The sequence below is a fragment of the Flavobacterium sp. RSP46 genome (genome assembly GCF_003984825.1).
Lineage (GTDB): Bacteria > Bacteroidota > Bacteroidia > Flavobacteriales > Flavobacteriaceae > Flavobacterium.
Genome location: NZ_RYDM01000007.1, coordinates 132,373 through 156,759, shown reverse-complemented (window position 1 = coordinate 156,759; position 24,387 = coordinate 132,373). Strand labels below are relative to the sequence as shown.

The 24,387-nt window shown below is 33.9% G+C and carries 20 protein-coding genes, 3 tRNA genes and 2 pseudogenes; 17 read left to right on the top strand and 8 right to left on the bottom strand.

Features of this window, described 5'->3' with window-relative positions; genetic code table 11:
- Window positions 1-8: 8 nt before the first annotated feature.
- The 4 genes from EKM01_RS12010 (at window position 9) to EKM01_RS11995 (ending at window position 3,773) form a co-directional block, all read left to right on the top strand.
- Entirely contained in the window at window positions 9-392 is a 384-nt protein-coding gene (locus tag EKM01_RS12010) for a GxxExxY protein (protein WP_126554421.1), read from the top strand.
- A 24-nt stretch (window positions 393-416) separates the two neighbouring features.
- On the top strand, window positions 417-1,838 hold the full coding sequence (locus EKM01_RS12005) for a CCA tRNA nucleotidyltransferase (protein ID WP_126768540.1): 1,422 nt from the start codon (window positions 417-419) through the stop codon (window positions 1,836-1,838).
- A gap of 51 nt (window positions 1,839-1,889) precedes the next feature.
- Window positions 1,890-2,912, top strand: coding sequence for a COX15/CtaA family protein (locus EKM01_RS12000; protein ID WP_126768539.1), 1,023 nt, complete (start codon window positions 1,890-1,892; stop codon window positions 2,910-2,912).
- Between the two features lie 87 nt (window positions 2,913-2,999).
- Complete coding sequence (locus EKM01_RS11995) at window positions 3,000-3,773, top strand: CDP-alcohol phosphatidyltransferase family protein (protein ID WP_126768538.1); 774 nt, start codon at window positions 3,000-3,002, stop codon at window positions 3,771-3,773.
- Window positions 3,774-3,866: 93 nt separating this feature from the next.
- On the opposite strand, the pseudogene EKM01_RS11990 reads toward EKM01_RS11995, so the two are convergent.
- Both EKM01_RS11990 and EKM01_RS11985 read right to left on the bottom strand, forming a co-directional pair.
- Window positions 3,867-4,259, bottom strand: a pseudogene (locus EKM01_RS11990) (LytR/AlgR family response regulator transcription factor); the annotation flags it as partial.
- A gap of 81 nt (window positions 4,260-4,340) precedes the next feature.
- The gene (locus tag EKM01_RS11985) at window positions 4,341-4,556 is read right to left on the bottom strand and encodes a carboxypeptidase-like regulatory domain-containing protein (protein ID WP_126768537.1); all 216 of its coding nucleotides are present in this window, start codon (window positions 4,554-4,556) and stop codon (window positions 4,341-4,343) included.
- A gap of 281 nt (window positions 4,557-4,837) precedes the next feature.
- Between EKM01_RS11985 and EKM01_RS11980 the strand changes: the two genes are divergently transcribed.
- The 7 genes from EKM01_RS11980 (at window position 4,838) to EKM01_RS14595 (ending at window position 10,129) form a co-directional block, all read left to right on the top strand.
- On the top strand, window positions 4,838-5,398 hold the full coding sequence (locus EKM01_RS11980; protein ID WP_126455241.1) for a sugar O-acetyltransferase: 561 nt from the start codon (window positions 4,838-4,840) through the stop codon (window positions 5,396-5,398).
- A gap of 1 nt (window position 5,399) precedes the next feature.
- A complete protein-coding gene (locus tag EKM01_RS11975) occupies window positions 5,400-5,789 on the top strand; it encodes a VOC family protein (RefSeq protein ID WP_126768536.1) in 390 nt (129 codons plus the stop codon).
- Window positions 5,790-5,947: 158 nt separating this feature from the next.
- Window positions 5,948-7,228, top strand: a complete 1,281-nt coding sequence (locus tag EKM01_RS11970) for a chloride channel protein (RefSeq protein ID WP_126554399.1) — start codon at window positions 5,948-5,950, stop codon at window positions 7,226-7,228.
- 6 nt (window positions 7,229-7,234) lie between these two features.
- Window positions 7,235-7,840, top strand: a complete 606-nt coding sequence (locus EKM01_RS11965) for an HPP family protein (protein WP_126460409.1) — start codon at window positions 7,235-7,237, stop codon at window positions 7,838-7,840.
- Between the two features lie 181 nt (window positions 7,841-8,021).
- Window positions 8,022-8,561 carry a hypothetical protein gene (locus EKM01_RS11960; protein WP_126554398.1) on the top strand — a complete coding sequence of 180 codons (540 nt, stop codon included), beginning with the start codon at window positions 8,022-8,024 and terminating at the stop codon, window positions 8,559-8,561.
- A 210-nt stretch (window positions 8,562-8,771) separates the two neighbouring features.
- The gene (locus tag EKM01_RS11955; RefSeq protein ID WP_126460403.1) at window positions 8,772-9,830 is read left to right on the top strand and encodes a nucleoid-associated protein; all 1,059 of its coding nucleotides are present in this window, start codon (window positions 8,772-8,774) and stop codon (window positions 9,828-9,830) included.
- Between the two features lie 143 nt (window positions 9,831-9,973).
- A complete protein-coding gene (locus tag EKM01_RS14595) occupies window positions 9,974-10,129 on the top strand; it encodes a hypothetical protein (RefSeq protein ID WP_158616101.1) in 156 nt (51 codons plus the stop codon).
- 58 nt (window positions 10,130-10,187) lie between these two features.
- Here EKM01_RS14595 and EKM01_RS11950 read toward each other — a convergent pair whose 3' ends face one another.
- Window positions 10,188-11,252, bottom strand: coding sequence for a hypothetical protein (locus EKM01_RS11950; RefSeq protein ID WP_126460400.1), 1,065 nt, complete (start codon window positions 11,250-11,252; stop codon window positions 10,188-10,190).
- Between the two features lie 233 nt (window positions 11,253-11,485).
- Between EKM01_RS11950 and EKM01_RS11945 the strand changes: the two genes are divergently transcribed.
- The 4 genes and pseudogenes from EKM01_RS11945 to EKM01_RS11930 all read left to right on the top strand — a co-directional run bounded on the left by EKM01_RS11945 (window position 11,486) and on the right by EKM01_RS11930 (window position 19,261).
- Window positions 11,486-13,315 carry a PAS domain-containing sensor histidine kinase gene (locus EKM01_RS11945; RefSeq protein WP_126563919.1) on the top strand — a complete coding sequence of 610 codons (1,830 nt, stop codon included), beginning with the start codon at window positions 11,486-11,488 and terminating at the stop codon, window positions 13,313-13,315.
- Window positions 13,305-13,706: a response regulator gene (locus EKM01_RS11940; protein WP_126739920.1), complete on the top strand. Its 402-nt coding sequence runs from the start codon at window positions 13,305-13,307 to the stop codon at window positions 13,704-13,706. Before EKM01_RS11945 ends, EKM01_RS11940 begins: the two co-directional genes overlap by 11 nt.
- Before the next feature lie 65 nt (window positions 13,707-13,771).
- Window positions 13,772-14,116 (top strand): annotated as a pseudogene (locus EKM01_RS11935) (ATP-binding cassette domain-containing protein); the annotation flags it as partial.
- A gap of 72 nt (window positions 14,117-14,188) precedes the next feature.
- The gene (locus EKM01_RS11930; RefSeq protein ID WP_126768535.1) at window positions 14,189-19,261 is read left to right on the top strand and encodes a T9SS type B sorting domain-containing protein; all 5,073 of its coding nucleotides are present in this window, start codon (window positions 14,189-14,191) and stop codon (window positions 19,259-19,261) included.
- Window positions 19,262-19,613: 352 nt separating this feature from the next.
- Here EKM01_RS11930 and typA read toward each other — a convergent pair whose 3' ends face one another.
- On the bottom strand, window positions 19,614-21,410 hold the full coding sequence (typA, locus tag EKM01_RS11925) for a translational GTPase TypA (RefSeq protein ID WP_126456299.1): 1,797 nt from the start codon (window positions 21,408-21,410) through the stop codon (window positions 19,614-19,616).
- Window positions 21,411-21,582: 172 nt separating this feature from the next.
- Between typA and EKM01_RS11920 the strand changes: the two genes are divergently transcribed.
- Both EKM01_RS11920 and EKM01_RS11915 read left to right on the top strand, forming a co-directional pair.
- On the top strand, window positions 21,583-23,295 hold the full coding sequence (locus EKM01_RS11920; protein ID WP_126460388.1) for a PAS domain S-box protein: 1,713 nt from the start codon (window positions 21,583-21,585) through the stop codon (window positions 23,293-23,295).
- Between the two features lies 1 nt (window position 23,296).
- Entirely contained in the window at window positions 23,297-23,701 is a 405-nt protein-coding gene (locus tag EKM01_RS11915) for a response regulator (RefSeq protein WP_126460385.1), read from the top strand.
- 70 nt (window positions 23,702-23,771) lie between these two features.
- On the opposite strand, the gene rpsT is transcribed toward EKM01_RS11915, so the two are convergent.
- From rpsT to EKM01_RS11895, 4 genes are all read right to left on the bottom strand, one after another.
- The gene (gene rpsT / locus EKM01_RS11910) at window positions 23,772-24,023 is read right to left on the bottom strand and encodes a 30S ribosomal protein S20 (protein WP_091166799.1); all 252 of its coding nucleotides are present in this window, start codon (window positions 24,021-24,023) and stop codon (window positions 23,772-23,774) included.
- Window positions 24,024-24,056: 33 nt separating this feature from the next.
- A tRNA-Glu gene (locus EKM01_RS11905) sits at window positions 24,057-24,128 on the bottom strand.
- Between the two features lie 41 nt (window positions 24,129-24,169).
- Window positions 24,170-24,241, bottom strand: a tRNA-Glu gene (locus EKM01_RS11900).
- Between the two features lie 46 nt (window positions 24,242-24,287).
- Window positions 24,288-24,359: transfer RNA gene (locus EKM01_RS11895), tRNA-Glu, on the bottom strand.
- Window positions 24,360-24,387 lie beyond the last annotated feature (28 nt).

Genomic DNA, 24,387 nt, shown 5'->3' with positions numbered 1-24,387 from the left:
TTTTAAAAATGGATGATTTAATTTATAAAGATGAATGTTATAAAATTGTTGGACTCCTGTATGAAGTACACAAAAATCTTGGTAAAGGTTTCTCTGAAATAGTTTATAAAGATGCCTTAGAATTTGAATTTAACGAAAATAATATTCACTATGAGAGGGAAAAAGAATATTCTGTTAGTTATAAAAATTCAATTTTAAAACATAAATTTTATGCAGATTTTATTATCCATGACAAAATAATTCTTGAAATAAAAACTGTCGAATGTTTTAACAATAGTCATTACAATCAATGTTTAAATTATTTAAAAATTTCTGGAAACAAACTTGCAATATTGGTTAATTTTAACTTGACCTCTTTAGAATACAAACGTATCGTTGATACCAAAAAATAATTAGCGAATTTGCGGTAATAAAAAATGAACTACAAAACAGCCTTACATAACAAAATATTCGAAGTAATTTCTCAAGCTTCTCAAGAACTTAGCGTTGACAGTTATGTGATTGGTGGTTTCGTAAGAGATTTACTTTTGAAGAGAGACTTTAAAAAAGACATTGATATTGTTGCCGTGGGCAGCGGAATTGAATTGGCTTTAAAAGTGTCACAACTACTTCCTAACAAACCAAAAGTTCAGATTTTCAAAACTTACGGAACAGCGATGCTGCGTTTTGAAGACACCGAAATTGAATTTGTTGGAGCCAGAAAAGAATCCTATAATTTTGAAAGCAGGAATCCAGTTGTAGAAAACGGCACCTTAGAAGACGACCAAAACCGTCGTGATTTCACCATAAATGCACTGGCTTTATCTTTGAACACCGCTAATTTTGGAGAACTCTCCGATCCTTTTAACGGATTGGAAGATTTAAAAAACAAAATAATCAGAACCCCTTTGGATCCGGATATTACTTTTTCTGACGATCCTTTGCGCATGTTGAGAGGGATTCGTTTTGCAAACCAATTGGGATTTGAAATCGAAGAAGATTCGCTGAATTCGATAACCAAAAATGCGGAACGAATCAAAATTATTTCCGGAGAACGCATTGTCGATGAATTGAATAAAATACTTTCGACAGACAAACCCTCCGTAGGATTCTTGCTATTGTTCAAAACTGGACTTTTAGATATTATTCTTCCAGAATTGACTGCTCTGAATCAAGTGGAAGAAATTGAAGGCCATACCCATAAAAATAACTTTTATCACACGCTGGAAGTTGTCGATAATATTTGTCCGCATACTGATGATGTTTGGTTGCGCTGGTCAGCATTATTGCACGACATAGGTAAAGCACCAACGAAACGTTTTACTAAAAAACAAGGCTGGACCTTTCACGGACATGAATTTCTTGGTGGCAAAATGGCAAAAAAAATATTTGAACGTTTGCACATGCCGCTGAATCAAAAAATGAAATTTGTGCAAAAAATGGTCATGATGAGTTCACGACCGATTGTTTTATCCCAAGATACGGTAACGGATTCTGCAGTGCGCCGTTTGGTTTTTGACGCTGGCGAAGACGTTGAGAATTTAATGACACTATGCGAAGCGGATATCACAACGAAGAATCCAAATAAATTCAAGAAATACCACAATAATTTTGAAATCGTCCGCCAGAAAATTGTAGAAGTCGAAGAACGGGATCAGGTACGTAATTTCCAGCCACCAATATCAGGTGAAGAAATTATGGAAAAATTTAACTTAAAGCCTTCAAAAGAAATCGGAATGCTGAAAGAAGCCATAAAAGAAGCCATTTTAGAAGGAGAAATTCCAAATGAATATGAAGCTGCTTTTCAATTTATGCTAAAAAGAGCCGCAAAAATCGGATTAAAGATTAACGCTTGTTGAGTTAACAATTAATTACATTTCAAATATCTTTGCAAAAATTAATTTCAAACAATGAAAAAAGAGAATAATTACGTTATCATTTGGTTGTTATCAGGATGCTTATTATTGTTTATGATGGTTGTAGTGGGAGGAATTACCCGATTGACCAATTCCGGTTTATCAATGACCGACTGGCATTTAGTAACTGATACTTTTCCTCCTTTAACAGCAGAAAAATGGTCATACGCTTTTGAAGAATATAAAAAATTTCCGGAGTACCAAAAAATAAACATCCACAATGATTTTACGTTAAGTGATTACAAATTCATTTATTTCTGGGAATGGTTTCACCGTTTTATAGGGAGAATAATAGGTTTAGCGTTTATCCTTCCTTTTATATACTTCTTGTTCAAGAAACGTCTTTCGACAGAGACTATAAAAAAATGTGTTGTTCTACTATTCATGGGTGGTTTTCAAGGATTTCTGGGCTGGTTTATGGTACGTAGCGGATTAATCGACAATCCGGATGTAAGTCATTTTAGATTGGCATTACACCTTACATTTGCCTTTATAACGTTTGCTTACACACTCTGGGTAGCTTTGGATTTAATCTACCCAAACAAAGCGACAGCTATACCTCCATTACGAAATCTCGCGCGTGTCACATTAATTTTTCTAGTTATCCAAATCATTTATGGCGGGTTTGTTGCGGGTTTAAATGCGGGTTTGATTCACAATCATTGGCCGCTGATGAGTGATAGTCAATTCATTCACGAGAGTGTCTTTATAGAAAAAAGCACCTTGTTTTTAAATCTTATCGAAGGAAAAAGCGGCGTTCAGTTCGTACATCGAACTATGGCGTATGTCGTGGTAGGATTAATTCTTGCTCTTTATTTTACAAGCAGAAAACACACTCTTTCCTCACTTCAGAAAAAAGGAATCAATATATTGGTGTTGATTGTCTTCTTGCAATTTGCATTAGGTATCCTTACTCTGCTTTACAGTGTCCCACTTTGGTTGGGATTACTACATCAAGTGATGGCTTTCTTTTTATTAACGGCAATGACATTCACTTTACACCGATTATCAAAATAAGAAATAAACATAACCCACGGTTTAAACCGTGTTCAATTCAAAATAATACCTGACTATATTGTCGCATTTCTTTGTTTACCAACATAAATGTCTAAACTTGCCGCTCAAGATAAATTTTTAGATTTATCAGATTATGGAAGACCATTTGGAAAATTTCTTGCCAATCAATTAAAAAACACTCGGTTTACTCCTATTCATGTCACCTTACTTTTTGGTGTTTCGGGCTTGATTGCTATTTACTGTATTCTGCAAGGAAGTTACTATTTCGCAAGTTTTTTTATCATTTTGAAATCAATGATTGATGCAGCAGATGGTGAACTAGCACGCTTAAAAAACACGCCTTCTTATACTGGAAGATACTTGGACAGTGTATTTGATATCATCTTAAATTTTCTGCTTTTAATGACTATTTGTTATGTTTCAAAAACATCATTTTGGGTTACTATTTTGGCTTTTATCGGCATCCAATTGCAGGGCACTTTATACAATTACTACTATGTGATTTTAAGAAATAAATCCGTTGGCGGAGACACTACCAGTAAAATTTTCGAGTACAAATCACCCAGAGCTTTACCCGGAGAAACCCAAAAATCTGTCGATATTCTGTTCCGTGTTTACACCCTCGTTTATGGAACATTCGACAAAATCATTCACTCTCTTGATAAAGAAGCTTACAAAGTAAAAACGTTTCCTAATTGGTTTATGACGATACTTTCTATCTACGGTTTGGGCTTCCAACTATTGATAATTGCGGTAATGTTACCTATGAATTTAATTGAATATATCATTCCGTTTTTTATACTTTACACGGCACTCATTTTTGTTCTAATTGGAATCCGAAAAACATTTTTAAAGGTATAAAAGCACTATAGACATATTCTATACTAAATACCTAATTCACTAAAAAAGAGCTATTTAACACCTATTATATACTTTATCTGTTTAATACTATTATCAGCCTATCCAACTCTTGAAATCAGAAACCTTTTCTCTACTCACAATTACTTCTTCGTCTTTGTAAGAAGGTAAAATAACTTTCAAACGGGAGTTGCTGTAGACTACAATTTCTTTAATTGCTTTAAGAGGAACTATGAATTTTCGGCTTACCCGATAAAAATCCTTTGGATCTAATTCCTGTTCCAAAAGTTCTAAAGTTGTTTCTATTAAATAATTCCTATTGTCAAAAGTATGCAAATAGGTTCCTTTATTTTCACTAAAAAAACACTCAATTTCATCGGCAGAAATCACCTTTAAATGTTGGCCTATTTTTACAGAAAATCTTTTTTTGTAATTTTTTTCAAATGGATTAGACAGCATTTTTTTGATTTGTTCAAAATCCAATTCTACTGGCTACGGCTGCGGCAAACGCACTAGATAAATCAGAAAAATCATCAACAAACTTTGATTCCCAATTGTTGAGTCGTAAAACTAAAATTCCCCCATTTCAGTACTGGAAGTACCATCATACGTTCCTTCGATAAAAATATTAGCTCCAGAAACCGGTTTTCCTTTCTCATCCACCACTTTCCCGGAAACTGTATTTTGTAAAAAAATAGTCAAGCTAAATAATAAAAAGGCAAATAAAAAAATCGAATTAAGACTTTTCTTGAAATGATTTGGCTGCTTAGTACATGTTAGTTTCATCGTATTTAATTTTTTTATAAAGCAAATGTATTTTAGAAAAGAAGGTGGCAAAACAATACAATACTGAACTGTTGAAATACGAGGATGAGTTGTAATAATTTTAATTTTAGATTATATTTACAACGTACTATTGCGCTTCAAAAGCAGGATCAGCATGAGGGATAGTAGTGAAAATCCTTTCTTGGCTCGATGTCAAAGCGAGACAAGAAAGATTGTAACGAATAGCCCGACCGGAGCTTTTGCGCAGGGCATGCCCAAAAACAAAAAAACTAAGTATGGAAATAAAAACCGAAAAAGAGAAAATGATTGCCGGAGAATATTATTTAGCAGGCGATCCTGTTTTAGTAAAAGACAGGCGAAAATCTAAAAATTTGCTCCACCGATTAAATGTTGTGGAATACAGAATAACTAAAAAAGCACGGGAAATTCTAAAAGAACTAATTCCTAATGCAGGAGCAAATCTTTACATTGAACCTCCATTCTTTTGCGATTACGGCTACAATATCAGTTGTGGGGAAAACGTGTATTTTAATGTAAACTGTGTTGTTTTAGATTGTGCCAAGGTCACTATTGGTTCCAATGTGTTTTTTGCACCAGGAGTTCAATTGTACACCGCCACACATCCGCTGGATGCTGAACTGAGAAAAACGCTGGAAAATGCCTTACCAATCACCATTGGTGATGATTGCTGGATTGGAGGAAATTCCGTTATTTGTCCGGGAATCACTATAGGAAATGGCTGCGTTATTGGTGCAGGTTCAGTGGTTACAAAAGACATTCCTGATAATTCGTTAGCCGTTGGAAATCCGGCAAAAGTGATCCGGCAATTAAATCAACAATAATATGATCCAACTTAACAAAATTCATCATATTGCCATTATTTGTGCCAATTATCAAAAATCTAAAACGTTCTATACAACTGTTTTAGGACTTACCATTATTCAGGAAATTTACCGTGAGGAAAGACGATCGTATAAACTTGATTTGGCACTTAACGGAGAATATGTAATAGAATTATTTTCTTTTCCAAATCCGCCAAAACGTTCTTCCGCTCCTGAAGCGGCAGGAATGCGTCATTTAGCTTTTGAAGTAGATGATATTCAGAAAACACGCGAGTATTTTTTGAATCAAAACATCCCTTCCGAAGAAATACGCATCGATGAATTTACCCAAAAAAAGTTCTTCTTTATTGCCGATCCGGATGAATTACCTTTAGAATTTTATGAAAAATAAGATGCTTCCTAAATTTAAAAGAATAAAATAATACCAGAATCGCAAAAGAAAACCATGCCTTTCTTTTTTTAATTCTAATCTGGCTTTGTTTCTTTATCTTTGCAACATTGAGTTAAATTCTTTTTATTACACTAATAAAGATTCCATCCCCCTTTTAAATGAACACTACTGCAAGAATAAAAAAAAATTATCGCTTCATTAAATTCCGAAAATTAGTTATTGTCTCTGTTTTGATTGGTTTTCTTTCTGCTTTTTTAGGTGTTATTTTAAAAAATGCTACAGAATATTATGAGGAAATATTTTTTCATCAAGCGACTATCAATCCACTATTCTTAGTTATTTTTCCCGTATTTGGATTGTCGATTATTTATTTTCTTAGGGAATATTTATTTAAGAAAAAGGAAAACAAAGGCATAAAAGAAATCTTTGAAAGCACCAATTCTAAATCTAAAAATTTACCCAGTTATAAAATCCCTTCTCATTTCATTAACGGATTATTGACCGTCGTTTTTGGCGGTTCCACCGGGATAGAAGTCTCAACTGTTGTGGCTTCGGCAACCATTGGCTCCGTTGCTCAAAGAAAGCAAAATGTGTTTAGACAATACAAAACTGAATTGATATGTGCCGGAATTGCCGCTGGAATTACAGCTATATTCAGCAGCCCGATCGCTGGAATTCTTTTTGCGATAGAGGTTATTTCTAGAAAAGTCACTCGAGCATTCTTACTTAGTAACTTGATTGCGGTAGCCATTGCTTTTGGGCTGGTATTTTTATTGGACGAAAAACCACTGTTTGCAGTAAATATTACAACTTGGCATCTTAAAGCCATTCCCTATTTTATTCTTTTAGGCATTTTGTCAGGATTGAATTCTGTGTATCTAACGCGCAGTGTATTGTTTTTCAAAGCCCAATTTACGAGAATAAAAATTCCATATTTCAAAATTATAATAGGATCGCTGATTTTAAGTTCCTCTTTATTCCTGTTTCCACAGCTTTATGGCGAAGGCTATCATGCTATTAAAACTATTTTTGTTAGTTCGAATGAAATGTCATTGACTTTCCCTCTGGCACTAACAATCATTGGCATCATCATCCTGAAACCCATTGTAACATCAGCCACACTTGCTTCAGGAGGAGATGGAGGCGTTTTTGCACCCAGTCTTTTCATGGGTGCTTTTTTAGGATTGCTTCTTGCTTTAGTTACAAACACTTATTTTAATGCTCATGTAATTCCGATAAACTTTATTATCATGGGGATGGCTGCCGTTTTAAGCGCCAGTATTCATGCCCCTTTTACTTCTATTTTCTTAGTTTGTGGGCTAACGAATGATTACACTTTGTTTATTCCTATTTTGTTGGTTTGCTTAATATCAAAATATACGGCAAAAATGATTTACCCTTTTACCGTTTATTCCTATTCGCCAAGTTTAATAAAATAATCTCCTATGCACGTTCAAAAAATAAAAAGGAGTTATCGCAAAACCAAATACATTCTGTACAAGGAGACTTTGGTTGATTTCAAAGAACATTCCTGGGCTTTTTTGGGTTCTTTTATTGGCATTGGAATAATAGCCTATTTGCAATCAAAAGCTTTACCAGAATCTGATGTTATATATTTAATTGGATCCTTTGGCGCATCGAGTGTATTGGTATATGGTGTGATTCAAAGTCCATTAGCACAGCCTAGAAACCTTATTGGAGGCCACCTGGTTTCAGCAATTATAGGTGTAACAATTGCTAAATTTGTCCCTGATATTCTATGGTTATCCGCACCGCTTGCAGTTTCCTTGTCTATAGTTTTGATGCAAATGACAAAGACGCTTCACCCGCCGGGAGGTGCCACAGCATTGATAGCCATAATTGGCTCCCCAAAAATTAAAGAACTGGGATACTGGTATGTGCTGTATCCTGTGCTAACTGGCTCACTCATACTTCTTGTTATTGCATTGATTGTAAATAACATGACATCAAAAAGACAATACCCAAATCATAAAAAATACCACCAGTACCGAAAAAGAGTAGCCCGTGTATTTAAAATAAAAAAACTGTAACTTTTTATTCAAATAAGTGATTTGAAAACAAAATACACTTTCCTTCTTTTCTTCAAAAAGACTTTGACATTGATGTATTCCTTTCTCGTGCATACGCAAAAATCTTATTAACAAATCTGAAATCTGAAATCTAAATCTAAAATTATATTTTACCTTTGGACTTTTAATATAAATAAAGATTATGGTTTATAAATTTAGAGTGATTCTAGACGCGGAAGAAGATGTTTTTAGAGACATTGCAATACTTGAAGACGATACTTTAGAAGATTTACACAATGCTATTTTCAATTCTTTTGGTTTTGACGGGATGGAAGTAGCTTCTTTTTATACTTGTGATGAGACTTGGAACCAAGAAGAGGAAATTTCACTTTTTGATACCGGTGATGTTCCCGGTGAGCAAAAAATCATGAGCGACTATCAATTATCTGATATTTTAGACAAACAAAATACCAAAATTCTTTATGTCTATGACTTTATCAATATGTGGACATTCCTTGTAGAACTTGCTGCTGTAGAAGACCAAGTGCTGGGTAATTTATATCCGGAAACTATTTTTTCTCACGGGGAAATGCCGGATGAAGCGATGGAGAAAAACTTTGAATCTGACAATGCCGATAACTATAATGATGAATTTGAAGATGGCTTGGACGAAGATGATCTGGACATGTTTGAAGGCGATGATAGTTTTGAAGACTATGGATTTGAGGAAAATTGGAATTAGCCCTCTCCCCAACCTGCTCCAAAGGTGAGGGCGACTAACCATATAAAATAAAATGAATGTCCGTATTGATACCCAATGAACATTTTTTTACGTGGCTTTCTTTGTTAGGTATGATTCCAGACAATTATAAAAAAAATCAACAAATACAAAATTACGTCTCATCTACCCCTCCTTAGGAAGGGACTGAGGGGAGGAAATCTTATAAAAAACATGATCAACTTATATAACACACACATCGAGAACTTATCCATTCATAGAGTGGGTAATAAAAGCAGAAACGAAGCCATTTTTTTATCAGAGCAGCCTTTTAATTTAAATGATGAAATTGTTCCCTTGATGAAAGAATTTTTCTTTAAACCCTTTAGAGAAAAAGAAGAAAACTATTTTCAGTTTGCCCATGAAATTGATTTGGATTACAATGATATGTTCAAGTTTGCAACAGAAGTTTTTGACAATCCAAGTAGCGTTCATGAGATTTCTAAAAAAATCACAACCCACTTATTTGAGCAATCCAATCATCCGCATATCAAGAATGGCGAAGTGTACGTTACATATTTATCTAACGTAAGTATTGATAATAATGTCGTGGATGCGATAGGGATTTTCAAAAGTGAAATACAAGCAGATTTCTTGCAGTTTGAAGAAAAAGCAACCCATTTAGAGATGATTTTGCAACAAGGTGTGAGTTTAAACAAGTTAGATAAAGGCTGCATCATTTTTAATTATAAAAAAGAGGAAGGGTACAAAATCCTGACTGTTGACAGCAACCGCTACGATGCCAGATACTGGCTAGAGCATTTCTTATCAGTAGATGCTTTTGAGGATGAAAACTTTATCACTAAAAAGTATTTAAAATTTTGTCAGAACTTTGCTAAGGATGTTGTTTTCCCAGCCGAGGACAAGAAAGAAGAAGTAATGTTCATGAACCGTTCCGTGAACTATTTTGCCAAAAATGATCAGTTTGAAGAAACTAATTTCCTGAACGAAGTTTTAGACAATCCAGACCTTATTCCTGAATTCAAGAACTACAAAATGGACAAAGGAGAAAAATACAGTATTGAAGATGTTACTTCTTTTCCTATTGCAAATGCAGCAGTTTCTGATGCTAGAAAATCAATCAAAAACATCATTAATTTAGACACACATATCCAAATTAAAATGGATTTTATCAATCCTGAAAGTGCTGAAAAATATGTTGAAAAAGGATGGGACGAGGAAAAACAAATGTACTACTATCTCGTTTATTTCAACAAAGAAGAGAAGAGCTAGTTTAAGTTTACAGTGTTCTATTGCCGTTTAAAGCACCAATAATGATATCAATCTCCAATTACGAAAGTGTAATTGGAGATTTTTTTTAGAAATAAATGCAAAAACCAACCTTGTAAATTTACGGTTCTTAAAAACTACCAAAAATGGCGCATCCATTTTTCAAAGAAAGTCCGTTCAAAACCGTGATTTCATTTCATAAGCTTATCGAAGCCTTGGAAGAAATTGCGGGTGCCAATGTAGATTGTCACGTAAATTATGCCAAAGCATTACTCCTAAAAATCGAGCGTTTTCCAGTTTAAACTAGGTAATTTTTTTAAAACACAGCAATACCGTGATTCAACTGAAAAACAAGGAAATTTATACTTTTGTTTTGAATAAAGTACTGGTTTTGAAATTTCTGGTAATAAAATGAAAAGCTGCACTCATGATACCGCCCATTGATTTTGCACTTTTAAAATTCAAATCATTGGTGTACCGATAAAGCTCTAATCGCAATTGTTCAATATGTGCCTCGGGAGCAATTACGTCCTCGCGCATAATTTTCAACAACCGCTTGATCCTGTTTTCGGCAGAAAGGATTCTTTTGGCTAAAACGGCTCTTTCTTCATCCTTATATTGCTCTATGGAACTGTTTTGAAGCTTTTCTTTAACTAATTTTACCATGGGGTAATTTTCTTTAAAAAACTGAGGGCGGTACACTTTGAAATTTCCTTCGTAGCATTGCTGATCAAAATCAATAGCACGTATTTTATAGACCACTTGATCAAAATCATGGGTGGGCACAATTACATAATTATAGGAACGCATATCCCCTAATAATCGAATCATACAGCGTTCATTGAACTTGACAAATTCTTTGGCTATTTGCGCTTTTTCGGTTTCGGTGCAATCAATGAGCAGTGTTTTCATAAACACATCACCAGGAATCCCCATAATATGTTCTTCTATTAAAGTGTCTTCATATACTAAAAAATTTATTTTGTCCGGAGAAAGAATATGCTCTAACTCCAGTCCGTAAATACGAGAAGCATCTGCTTTTTTAATATAAAAATGGGTGTAATTATCATTTAGTATGTTCCTGACTTTTATTCGAAAAGGTTTTGAATTTCCAAAAGTGCAGTAATCAATGGAATCCACATTCAAGAATTTGATAATCCCCAGATTACCGTCAGAGTGGAGTAGTGAATAGATTTTTTTTAGATTCAAATCAATTTCTTCTCGCTCAAAATCATTGTAGTATACCCGTATCCATAACGTATCCTGGTCATTTTTATCATAGACCGTTATTGATCCGGAAAAACGCAATAAGTCATCGTAAAAAATAGAAACTTTTGACAAGCGATCAAACCGTCCCAAGTATTCTAAAAGTGATTTATTTACAGGATAGGATGGTTTTTTAAAAAGCATTACTGGCTCACTCATTGAAAAAAAAATTTAATACAAATTTACGATAAATTAAGGCGTTGCTTGCGATTAGTTTCTAAAAGATATTTTAATAAATTCTCATTTTTTTTCATAAAATAAATACTGACTAGACAATAAAATAAGATATAAATAGCAAAACCATCATTTTATGTTAAAAATATTTGATACAAAAAAAAATAACCTTTATATTTGGTAGTCTCCAAGACTCTTTAACTATTTAAAACCTACTGATGAAGAACAAACTAGAACTTTATTTCAGGGCGGCTCAATCAGCTAAGATTGGAATATGGAAAATGGACCTGCAAACGAATCACATTTTTTGGGATGCGGTTACGAAATGTATTCTAGAAGTTCCTGAAAATTATGAACCCATAATTGGGAATGGAATTAATTTTTACACCATGGGTGAGAATAGAGACCGAATCAAAGTTCTTATTAATAGTGCAATAAACCACGGGATTCCATTTAGTGATAAATTTGAGATTACGACCGCAAAAAACAATATCAAATATGTAGAATGCATTTGTCAAGTCGATGTGATTGATGGAAAAGCAGTATCTCTACTAGGTACTTTTCAAGACATTACAAAGGAGCAAAATCTAATCAATGAACTTCAGCTCAGTGTTGAAAAATTCTCTTCTGTTTTTTCCAGTGCCAATGATGCCATCCTAATTATAGATACCTCTAATGGTATTATTACAGACTGTAATTCCAGATCCACCGAACTTACCGGATATTATGATTCGGAAATCAAAGGAATACACCATTCGAAACTGTTTCCTATGACATTTAGAAAAGAGCTTCGTTTTTTCTTGAAATACAATTTAACAAAGAATGAATATACTGTCAACGAAACATCCTTAAGGACCAAATCTGGAAAATCAATTGCTGTTGAAATTGCTTCAGGCAAAAAATTCATGGTGGACAACATTACCTATTTAGTCTGTTTTGTCAGAGATATCAGCGAAAGAAAAAATGTTGAAGCAAAAATGAGTTTGCTTTCCCTAGCAGCCTCCGAAACTACAGACACCATTGTAATTGCAAATCCTAACGGTGAAGCAGTATGGGCAAATCAGGCTTATTTAGACCTTACAGGGTTGAAAATGGAAGAAGTAATAGGCCAAAAACCCGGCTATGCCTCTAAAGGTCCAGAAACGGATGAACAAGCCTGCGAATTCCTGCGAAAGGCAATTCAGAATCAGGAAAGTATAAAAATCACCATTCTTAATTACACTAAAAACAAAGAAAAATATTGGTTTGAACTTAATATAACAACGGTATTTGACAGCCATAATACCTTTATTCATTTCATAGGCGTAGGTCGAAATGTAACCTCAAGAATTGAAAAAGAATTAGAGTTAAAAAAATTATTGGATATTACCAACAGTCAAAATAATAAATTATACAATTTCACGCATATTGTTTCCCACAACATCCGCTCCCACACCAGCAATCTATCTATGGTAATTGATGTGATAGATCATACCGATGATATTACTGAAAAACTATCTTATTTTGATTTATTCAAAGAAGGCACCCAGAAACTCTCTGAAACAATTGAATATTTGAATGAGATTATAACCATTCAGCAAAAAATAAATATTGAAAAGAAAGGAATTCGCTTAAGGCAAGAAATTGAAAAAACAAGAATGGCTTTGAGTCAGGCCATCAAAGAGAGTCAAATAGTAATTACTCACACCATTCCTGACCATTTGATTGTAAATGCTATCCCCGCTTATTTAGACAGCATATTACTTAACTTATTTACCAATGCAATTAAATATAAATCCCCCCATAGAACTGCAACTTTAGAAATTAGCTACGAAGCTAAAGACAATTACAGCATTATCAATTTCAAAGATAATGGTTTGGGATTAGATTTAGAAAAAAATGGTCACAAGCTTTTTGGTATGTACAAAACGTTTCACGGCAATGAAGACGCGAAAGGAATTGGATTATTCTTAACCAAAAACCAGCTGGAAGCCATGGGTGGAAAAATTGAAGTAGAAAGTGAAGTGGGGCAAGGTTCTAATTTTAAAATTTATTTATATGAAGAATAAATTAACATACATCATTGACGATGATAAATTAAATGTAAAATTGATGAGCATTCTCATTTCTAAAAATAAGTTTTGTGACGAAATTGAATCTTTTCATAATCCCCAATTAGCCTTAGATAAATTAAAACATTGTTTTGATACTAATGAAAACCTGCCGGACACTATTTTATTAGATTTAAATATGCCGGTCATGGATGGTTGGCAATTTTTAGATGAATTTTTGCTGATAGCCTTAGAAAAAAAAATTACAATTTTCATCATGACATCCTCAATTGACCCTAATGATATTGAAAAGACAAAAAAATACCGTGTAGTAAAAGACTATATCGACAAACCTATTACGGCACAAAAATTAGATTTATTACGTAAATTAATCGAAGAAATAAACTAATATGAATTTTAGAGTACCAAAATCATACCTTATTCGTCCTATATAAAATTATAAAGATGACCCCTTTGGAAACGATACTCTTTATTAAAAATCTCCACAAACGTTATGGCACACTTCAAGCTTTAAAAAACGTTTCTTTCGAAATACAAAAAGGTACTGTATACGGGATTCTAGGTCCTAACGGCAGCGGGAAATCAACTACTTTAGGAATTGCGCTGAATGTGGTCAATAAAACCTCCGATGTATACCGCTGGTTTGGCGGGACAATGAAAACTCATGAAGCCTTGAAAAAAGTGGGTACCATTATTGAAAGACCTAACTTTTATCCCTACATGACGGCTAAGGAAAACTTAAAGTTGGTTTGCAAAATCAAAGGAATCCAATCTGCAAAAGTCAGTGAAAAGCTGGAATTTGATACTGGCAAAGTAATAAAAGGCGATTTTTCAGTAAGAAGATAATATAAATTTTGTTATTTTTAACACATGAAAAAAACTTTACTTATTTTCTTCACTTTTTTATCAATAAGTTGCTTTGCTCAATTTAGCAAAACACATTATATTCCGCCATTGACCTGTTCTACAAATTTAGCAGGCGATCAGTATTTATATCTTTCTACACCTAGTAGTACCGATGTCAATTTTAAAATCATTGCAAACGGAATCCCTATTGTTACAGACGTTTTAAGAAATAATGCTCCCTATATTTATCGTATTGGTCAAGGTCAGGACACACAATTATTTACTCCAAAAACCAGTATTGGCATCCTTACAAACAAAGGATTTATAGTAGAAGCCGAAGATTTAATTTATGTAAGTGTTAGAGTTAATGCAGGGTTGAATGTCAATAATGGTAGTTATGTTCATGCTGGCGGACTTGTATCTAAAGGAAACAGTGCATTGGGTAAAAATTTCAGGTTAGGCGCCATGTTAAATCCGCTTTATGACAGTACTGTACTGAACTTTGCTTCAGTTTTAGCTACAGAAAACGGTACGAAAATCACTATTTCAAATATAGAAAATGGAACAAGATTATCCAATGGAGAAATTATTTCTGGGCCTATAGAAATTCCTTTAAACAAAAATGAAAGTTATGTTATAGCTTTAGAAAACTACAACAATTCCGTGTCTAACAGCTCTAAAATGATTGGCGCTTTAGTTGAATCAGACAAACCAGTAGTAGTTAATTCAGGATCTTTTGGAGGCAGTAACAGTACATTATTTAATACTCAAGGCTCTCCCGCAGGCAGAGATGTAGGTTTTGACCAAATTGTCCCTTTTGAAAAAACAGGCAAAGAATACGTTTTTGTTAAGGGACTTGGCACAGATGAATTAGAAAGGGTTTTATTGATTGCAAATCTTGATAACACCAAAATTTTCATCAACGGATCAACAACTCCTCTTGCTACTATTAATAGCGGACAATATACTGTAATCAATGGAAGCCAATTTATTGATGGAAACTTATATGTTTCAACCTCTGAAAACGTATCAGCTTATCAAAGTATCGGTGGCCTGGCTCCCGGTTTTCTCACAAATGGCACACCTAATAATCCTCCTGCAAATCAAAACTTGTTTTTTGTTCCACCATTAAATTGCGCTACACCAAATAGTGTTGATAATATCCCTCACATTGAATCGATAGGAAACGTAACATTTAACGGAGGTGTAAACATCGTTACTGAAACAGGAGCTACCGTGACTGTAAACAACAATACGCTCAATAATAACACTGCTATTCCTGTAACAGGAAATTCAGGTTTTGTGAGATATACAATTAATGGTTTATTCGGCAATATATCAGTAAAATCTACCCGACAAGTGTATGTTTCTTACTTTGGAACAAATGGAGCTGCTACTTATGGCGGTTATTATTCCGGATTTGACACTAAACCAGAAATTGTTACCGATAAAATTTCGGTAACCAACTCAGCCTGTATTCCTTACGTTATTTTGAAAATTAATACTTTATCCTCTTATGATTCTTTTCAGTGGTATTTCGACGACACTCCAATAATTGGTGCCAATTTAAATTCATACAAACCAACTCGAGCAGGATATTACCAAGTAAAAGGAAGTATTTTGGGATGTCCAAACACTGTTCCTATTTTTTCAGACAAAATTCCAGTCAGTGATTGCCCACTGGATACAGATAATGACGGTACCAATAACAACATTGATATTGACCTGGATAATGATGGCATAACGAATACTCTTGAAGCCACTATTTCGTCATTCAATCAGTCAAATACTACCTCAAGCCCGGATTATAGTGCTACAATTACGGGAAATGGAACAATTACCGGAAAACCAGTATATGGATTCGTATCTGCTGTTCCGGCTGGACAAACCAGTTCTGTTACCTATTCCTTAAATCTAACCAAAGTAGAAAGCATAAGTATTAATTACATCGCGCAGGACAACCCAAACCAAACTACTGCTGTTTCTGACTATTTAAATGCTGAAGGTGATTTTGTAATAAAAGTTCCAACGAATAAGACAATTACATTGACAGACCCGCAAAATCAGTTACTGGTCGATACTAACTATGACGGAATTTATGAAAGTGGCGTAACTGAATTTTCCTCTTTTGAAATTCGTTTCAGGCTAAAAAGTACCACTCCACTGATGCCTGGTTCAGGAACTTTTAAATTCTCTACTTATTTGACTAATTCAATAGAATTTACACACACTAATTTGTCTGAAGTAGCAGTTAATAAAGCTACTTTTATGATTGATCGTGTCGAAACTTTTGATACTGATTTAGATACAATTCCAGACTTAGTAGATGTAGATAGTGATAATGATGGAATACCCGATACAATTGAGGCACAAGGAAAAGGATATAAAGTATTTTCTGGAACTGATTCTAACAAAGATGGTCTTGACAATATTTTTGAACCAGGGCTTACACCAATAAATTCTGATACTAATTCGGTTCAAGATATTTGGGATGTAGATAGTGATAATGACGGTATTTATGATGTTGTAGAAACTGGAAATGCCACACTAGATAGTAATTTTGATGGAAAATTAGATGGCCTATCAACTTCGTTTGGCAAAAATGGTCTATTGGATAGTCAGGAAACAAGTGCAGATAATGGAATTTTAAAAAAATCAATCCTAGATACAGATGCTGATGGTACCTTTGATTACATTGATTCGGATAGTGATAATGATCTTTGTTTTGATGTCATTGAAGCTGGGTTCTTGGACCCTAACAACGATAGTTATTTAGGGAATTCACCCTTAACGTTCAGTGCAAATGGCAAGGTTACCAGTGGAGTTGGATATACTACACCAAATAGTAATTATACGACCGCTGCTCCTATAACTATAACAACACAACCAACAGTTTCGCCAACTTGTGAACTACAAAATGCAGTAATTACTCTAGCTGATAATGGTGGAAACACCTATCAATGGCAAGTATCCACTAATGGAACCATTTGGACTAACATTACTAATGACGCAACATATTCTGGAGTAACTACAAATTCCTTGACTGTTACCAATGTAAAAACCACAATGAATGGATATAAATATCGTGTAAAATTAGATAAAATTGGAAACAGTTGTGGCTTACTTTCAAATGACACTACTTTAATTGTATATACGTTACCAACAGTAAATAATGCAACGATTATTCAATGTGACGATGATTTAGATGCGGTAACCACATTTAATCTAACGGTAAAAAATGATGAGATTTCAAGCAATTTTGCAAATGAAACCTTTTCTTACTACACTTCATTTTCAGGTGCTACAACGGCAAACGCTTCAGAGTTAATTAGTACGCCTAAGGCTTTTACGAATACAACACCCGTAATGATGAAAGTATATGCAAGAGTACTTAATTCTAATGGTTGTTTTAGCGTAGCTGAATTGACCCTAAAAGTTTTAGCAACACAAATTCCAAGTACATTTAATAGAAAGTTCATAGAATGTGATGATTTATTAGACATCAATGGCAATAACAATGCAAACAATGATAAAAGAGATGGTGTAAGTACTTTTGACTTTAGCAGTGCAGAAACAGATATAAAGAGTTTATTACCCGCGGAAAATTACACAATAACATTTTATCGCAATCAAGCCGATGCGTTAGCAGAAATAAATGCAATCACCAATATATCTAATTACAGAAATATTGGTTACGTAAACACTCAAGAAATTTGGGGCCGCGTAGACAGTGATACAGATAATGCTTGTTATGGCTTGGGACATTACGTAACACTTACAGTTGAAAAACTTCCGTTTGCTTACGCTGTGTCTATCCCAAGACAATGTGATGACAACCAAGATGGAAAATATACTTTTAATACAGCTACATTAGAATCTGATTTAAAACAAGGACAAACTAATGTTACTGTTACTTATTTTGATCAAAACAACAATTCGATATCAAGCCCATTTCCTTCAACCTATACTACAGGCACACAAACGATAAAAGCAATTGTTACTAATAATTCAACTTTAAAATGTTTTGACGAAACTTTGATAACATTCACAGTGGATGATCTTCCAGAAGCTTTCCAAGTAACTGTAAATTTAACAACCGTATGTGATGATGAAATAGAGCCTTTGTTACAAGATGGTAAGTTTGGTTTTAATACGAGTACTTTTCAGAATACGATTTTAGGAAATCAAACAGGAATGGTTGTCAAATATTTTGATGCAAATGGAGCTTCTTTATCTAGTCCGTTGCCAAATCCTTTCATTAGCAGCACCCAAAACATTACAGCCGTTGTGGAGAATACTGCTAACTCAACCTGTAAAGCTTCAATTATTTTACCTTTCATAGTAAATAGTTTACCACCTATAAACTTAAATTCTGATGGATCAGCAAACGAATTGGTCTGTTCGAACCTTCCTACTTTTTTTGTAACACTAAATGCAGGGATTCAAGATGGATCCCCAACTACTGACTACACCTATAAATGGTTTAAAGATAACGTTCTTCTACCAAATGAGAACAACTACACGCTAGATGTAAATCAAGAAGGAAACTACACTGTAGAAGTAAGAACAGTTTCAGGATGTTCTAGAATTCGAACTATAAAAGTTACAGCTTCTGATATTGCTAGTATTACCAGCATTGATGTAATTGATTTAGCAAATACAAATACGGTAACCGTTAATGTATCCGGAAAAGGAATTTATGAATACAGTCTTGACGAACCATTTGGACCTTTTCAAGATTCAAATTTCTTTGATTATGTACCAGCTGGAATTCATGAAGTATACATCAATGACAAAAATGGTTGTGGAACAGTGAGCCAAAAAATAGCCTTAATTGGCGTACCTAAATTTTTCACTCCAAATGGAGACGGCCAAAATGATTATTGGAATGTAAAAGGAGTAAATGCTGATTTTAATGCAAATTCTACCATCTATATTTATGATAGATACGGCAAATTACTAAAACAAATTACAGCTTCCAGTCAAGGCTGGGACGGTACTTTTACAGGGCAGCCATTACCCTCTGATGATTATTGGTATACCATAAAATTAGCTGATGGAAGAGAAGCTAAAGGTCATTTTAGTTTGAAACGATAAAACAATTAATAGGGCATGCCACCATAAATAGAAAAGGCCTACTTATCATTATGCGGAATTAGCCCTTTCTATTTATGCTGTCGGGCTATCCGCGCTACTTCGGTAGCTTGCTGCTATCCCTCATGCAAATCCCGGATAATATTATTTATGAATATCAATTAATCTAAATTTTATGGTACAATACCGTCATAGTTAAAATGTGTCGCAAAAAAAACAACTGACATTTATACCTCACAAGAGACCATTAAAATTGTGTAGCAAACAGCGAATTAAAACCAATAAAAGGGATCTAAACACCAAAAAAAAAGCCATTCGAATCAACGAATGGCTTTTCAGTTTTATAAAAATAAAATTAGATTTTAAATCTTTTTCTATCCGTTTCTGTCAAATATATTTTTCTCAAACGAATCGATTTTGGAGTTACCTCAACATATTCATCTTTTTGAATGTACTCTAAAGCTTCTTCAAGAGAGAAAATAACTGGAGGAATAATTCTAGCCTTATCATCATTTCCTGATGAACGAACGTTAGATTGTTTTTTCTCTTTAGTTACGTTGACACACATATCATCGCTACGGGAGTTTTCTCCAATTACTTGACCTTCGTAAATTTCATCATTAGGATTAACGAAGAATCTACCACGATCTTGCAATTTATCGATAGAGTAAGGAATCGCTTTTCCTTTTTCCATAGAAATCAATGACCCTTTGTTACGTCCAGAAATTTCTCCTTTGTAAGGCTCATATCCTATAAAACGGTGTGCCATAATAGCCTCACCAGCTGTAGCAGTAAGCAATAGGTTACGCAATCCAATGATTCCACGAGACGGGATATTGAATTTTATGATCATACGCTCCCCTTTAGTTTCCATACTCAACATTTCTCCTTTACGGAAAGAAACAAACTCTACCGCTCTTCCAGACAAATTCTCTGGTAAGTCGATTGTCAATTCCTCAATTGGCTCACATTTTTTACCGTCAATTTCTTTGATGATAACTTGTGGTTGCCCAATTTGTAACTCATACCCTTCTCTTCTCATTGTTTCAATAAGAACAGACAAGTGAAGTACTCCACGACCAAAAACCATGAACTTATCCGCTGAATCAGTTTCACCCAATTTCATCGCTAAGTTTTTTTCCAATTCTTTATTCAACCTGTCTCTGATATGACGAGAAGTTACAAACTTACCTTCTTTCCCAAAGAAAGGAGAGTCATTGATGGTAAATAACATACTCATCGTTGGCTCATCAATAGTAATTGTTTGTAAGGCTTCCGGATTTTCAAAATCAGCGATAGTATCCCCAATTTCAAAACCTTCAACTCCAATAATTGCACAAATATCTCCAGCAATTACTTCTTGCACTTTTTTACGACCTAATCCTTCAAAAGTATGTAATTCTTTAATACGTGATTTCATGATTACACCATCTCTTTTGCACAAAGAAATCTGCATTCCTTCTTTCAAAACACCTCTTTCTAAACGACCAATAGCGATACGACCTGTAAAAGCAGAGAAGTCTAATGAAGTAATCAACATTTGAGGAGTTCCTTCTGATACTTTAGGAGCCGGTACATTAGCAATAACCATATCTAATAATGCTTCCACATTATCAGTTACGTTTTCCCAATGATCAGACATCCAATTGTTCTTAGCTGATCCGTAAACTGTTGGAAAATCCAACTGCCACTCTTCTGCTCCTAATTCGAACATTAAGTCAAAAACTTTTTCATGCACTTCTTCAGGAGTACAGTTTTCTTTATCTACTTTATTAATAACAACGCATGGTTTCAAACCAAGGTCTAGTGCTTTCTGTAATACAAAACGAGTTTGTGGCATAGGCCCTTCAAATGCATCTACTAGTAGACAAACACCATCAGCCATATTCAATACACGCTCTACCTCTCCACCAAAATCGGCGTGACCAGGAGTATCAATAATGTTGATTTTTGTTCCTTTGTATACTACAGAAACATTCTTTGAAGTAATGGTAATACCTCTTTCACGCTCTAAGTCGTTGTTGTCAAGGATTAAGTCACCTGTATTTTCGTTATCGCGAAATAACTGACAGTGATACATAATTTTATCAACCAAAGTTGTTTTACCGTGATCGACGTGGGCAATAATTGCAATGTTTCTAATAGATTCCATCTGTGATTTTTAATGGGTGCAAAGGTACACTTTATTTTGATATAAAAAATATTTATGTAATAGTTTACATATTCTTAACGCATTAGACACAGAAATAGGTCTTTAAAAAAATCACGAAAAATAAGTTATTATGTTGTTTAATAATTCACAAATAATTATTTATATTTGAGTAATGAAAAGTAAAACCAATCAAATAATTATCATTTACATTGTAATTTCAATGTTTGTAGCAACCATTAGTCATAAATTATTACAACCTTTTATTTCTGATTCAAACCACCAATTTTACACTTTCACAAAAGACATCTTATACATATTTTTAACCGGAATAATTTTCAAACTCATTTTATCAAAAAATGACACTCGAAACATATCCATTTTTGAAAAGCTGAAAAACACAAATGATGAAATAAAGGAATCGAATGAACAATACCATATTGTAGCAAAAGCGACAAGTGATACTATTTGGGATTGGAAAATACAAGAAGACAGCTTTTCTTGGAACAAAGGTATTGAAACTGTTTTTGGCTATAAAGAATACGAAGTTGGTAATAGTTCAAAATGGTGGTTTGATAAAATTCACCCCGAGGACAGTATTAAAATGTCTGTCAAACTCTACTCTTTTATCGAACAAAAAACCGAAAACTGGCAAGATCAATACCGTTTTAAATGCGCTAACGATTCCTATAAGTATGTTCTTGACAGAGGTTTTCTCTTGAAAGATGAAAATGGGAAAGCCGTTAGAATGATTGGAGCCATTCAAGACATCACAAAACAAAAAGAAGAAGAACAAAGACTAAAATTGCTAGAGACTGTTATTATTCAATCAAAAGATTCCATCATCATCACCGAAGCCAATTCGATCGACGGAAATATCCCAAATATCACCTACGTAAACCCGGCTTTTTCAATCATGTCAGGATACAATTCCGAAGAAAGTATAGGAAAATCTCCAGAACTTTTTAATAGTCCCAATTCAGATTACGAGGAATTAAAAAAACTGATAGCCGCTATACAAAATAAAGAAGAGTGCATTATTGAAACCATCAGCTATACAAAAAACAAAAAAGAATACTGGGTACGCTTCTCCATGATACCAATATACAATACTGATAACGAACTTTCACATTGGATCTCCATCCAGAGAGACATCACTGATGAAAAAAAACAAGAAAAGGAAAAAGAACAGCTTATTCGAGAGCTAACACAAAACAACAAAGATCTAAAACAGTTTTCGTACATTACTTCACACAACCTTAGGGCTCCATTATCAAATTTGACAGGACTTTTGAACTTAATCGAAGACATTCCTATTGACAATCCAGAGTTAAAAGAAATTTTATATGGCTTCAATAAATCTACGCATTTATTAAACGAAACCATTAATGACTTAGTCAAAGTAATCATCATCAAAGACAATCCATCAATCAAAAAAGAAGCAGTACTTCTTCAAGATATTTTTGAAAATGTGTTCAATCAACTCAACTTTCAAATTGAATTATACAAACCCATTATAAAAATTAATTTTGAAAAAGTTTCAATTATCAACATCAATAAAGCGTATATAGAAAGCATTTTACTAAACCTATTAACCAACGCTATAAAATACAAATCCGAAAATAGAAAACTAAAAATAACAATCACAACCAGCGAAATTGACGACACAATTGTATTAATTTTCAAAGACAACGGAATAGGCATCGATCTGGAAAGAAACAGAGATAAAGTTTTTGGCCTTTACCAGAGATTTCATAATTATCCGGACAGCAAAGGATTAGGGCTCTATTTAGTAAAATCTCAAGTTGAAACTATGGGAGGAACAATTAATATTGAAAGTGAAGTCAATAAAGGAACTATATTTACATTAACTTTTAAAAATAAATAATATGTTAGATACAATTTTATGTGTTGATGATGACCCAATAACACTTATGCTATGCAAAAAAGTAATCAACAAATCATCCTTTTCTAACGAAATAATTACTTCTCAAAATGGCGAAGAAGCGCTGAAATACTTCAATACTATCAGACAAAATAATGATGACAAACACCACCATCCGCAATTAATTTTTTTGGATCTAAATATGCCCGTAATGGGAGGATGGGAATTTCTGGATTATTTTAACAGCCCGGAGTTTTCAGATTTTAGTGCTATTAAGGTAATTGTACTTTCTTCTACAATTGATCCGGAAGACTTAGAAAAAGCAAAAAAATACCCCATGGTAATTGACTTTTTATCAAAACCAATAACCCTATCTATGCTTGAATATTTAAAGAATAAGATTAGCTAATATTACCCATAAAAAAAACTCCCATCCTAAGAATGAGAGCTTTTTATTTATATAAAATAAATTGTTTTAATTACAATTTAGCAACAAGCTTCGTTAATTTAGATTTTAAATTAGACGCTTTGTTATCATGAATGATATTCTTTTTAGCTAATTTATCAATCATAGAAATCACGTTTGATAATTTAGAAGTAGCATCTACTTTATCAGTCGCTATTCTTAATGCTTTTATAGCATTACGAGTAGTTTTATGTTGGTATCTATTTAATACTCTTCTCTTTTCGTTACTTCTAATTCTTTTTAGAGCTGATTTATGATTTGCCATTTTATTATGTTTTTATCTTTTACTATATTTTTGTAGTCCGTAAGGGAATCGAACCCCTGTTACCAAGACGAAATCTTGGCGTCCTAACCCCTAGACGAACGGACCATTATCCCCTAAGTTTTATCAATTAATCAAAATTGAATTTGTAGCCCGTAGCGGAATCGAACCGCTCTTACATGGATGAAAACCATGCGTCCTAACCGATAGACGAACGGGCCATTTTCCCTCTGAGTTCGGGATCACTTTAACCTGCAAAAAAAATAGTAGCCCGTAGCGGAATCGAACCGCTCTTACATGGATGAAAACCATGCGTCCTAACCGATAGACGAACGGGCCCTGCTTCTCTAATGCGGATGCAAAAATA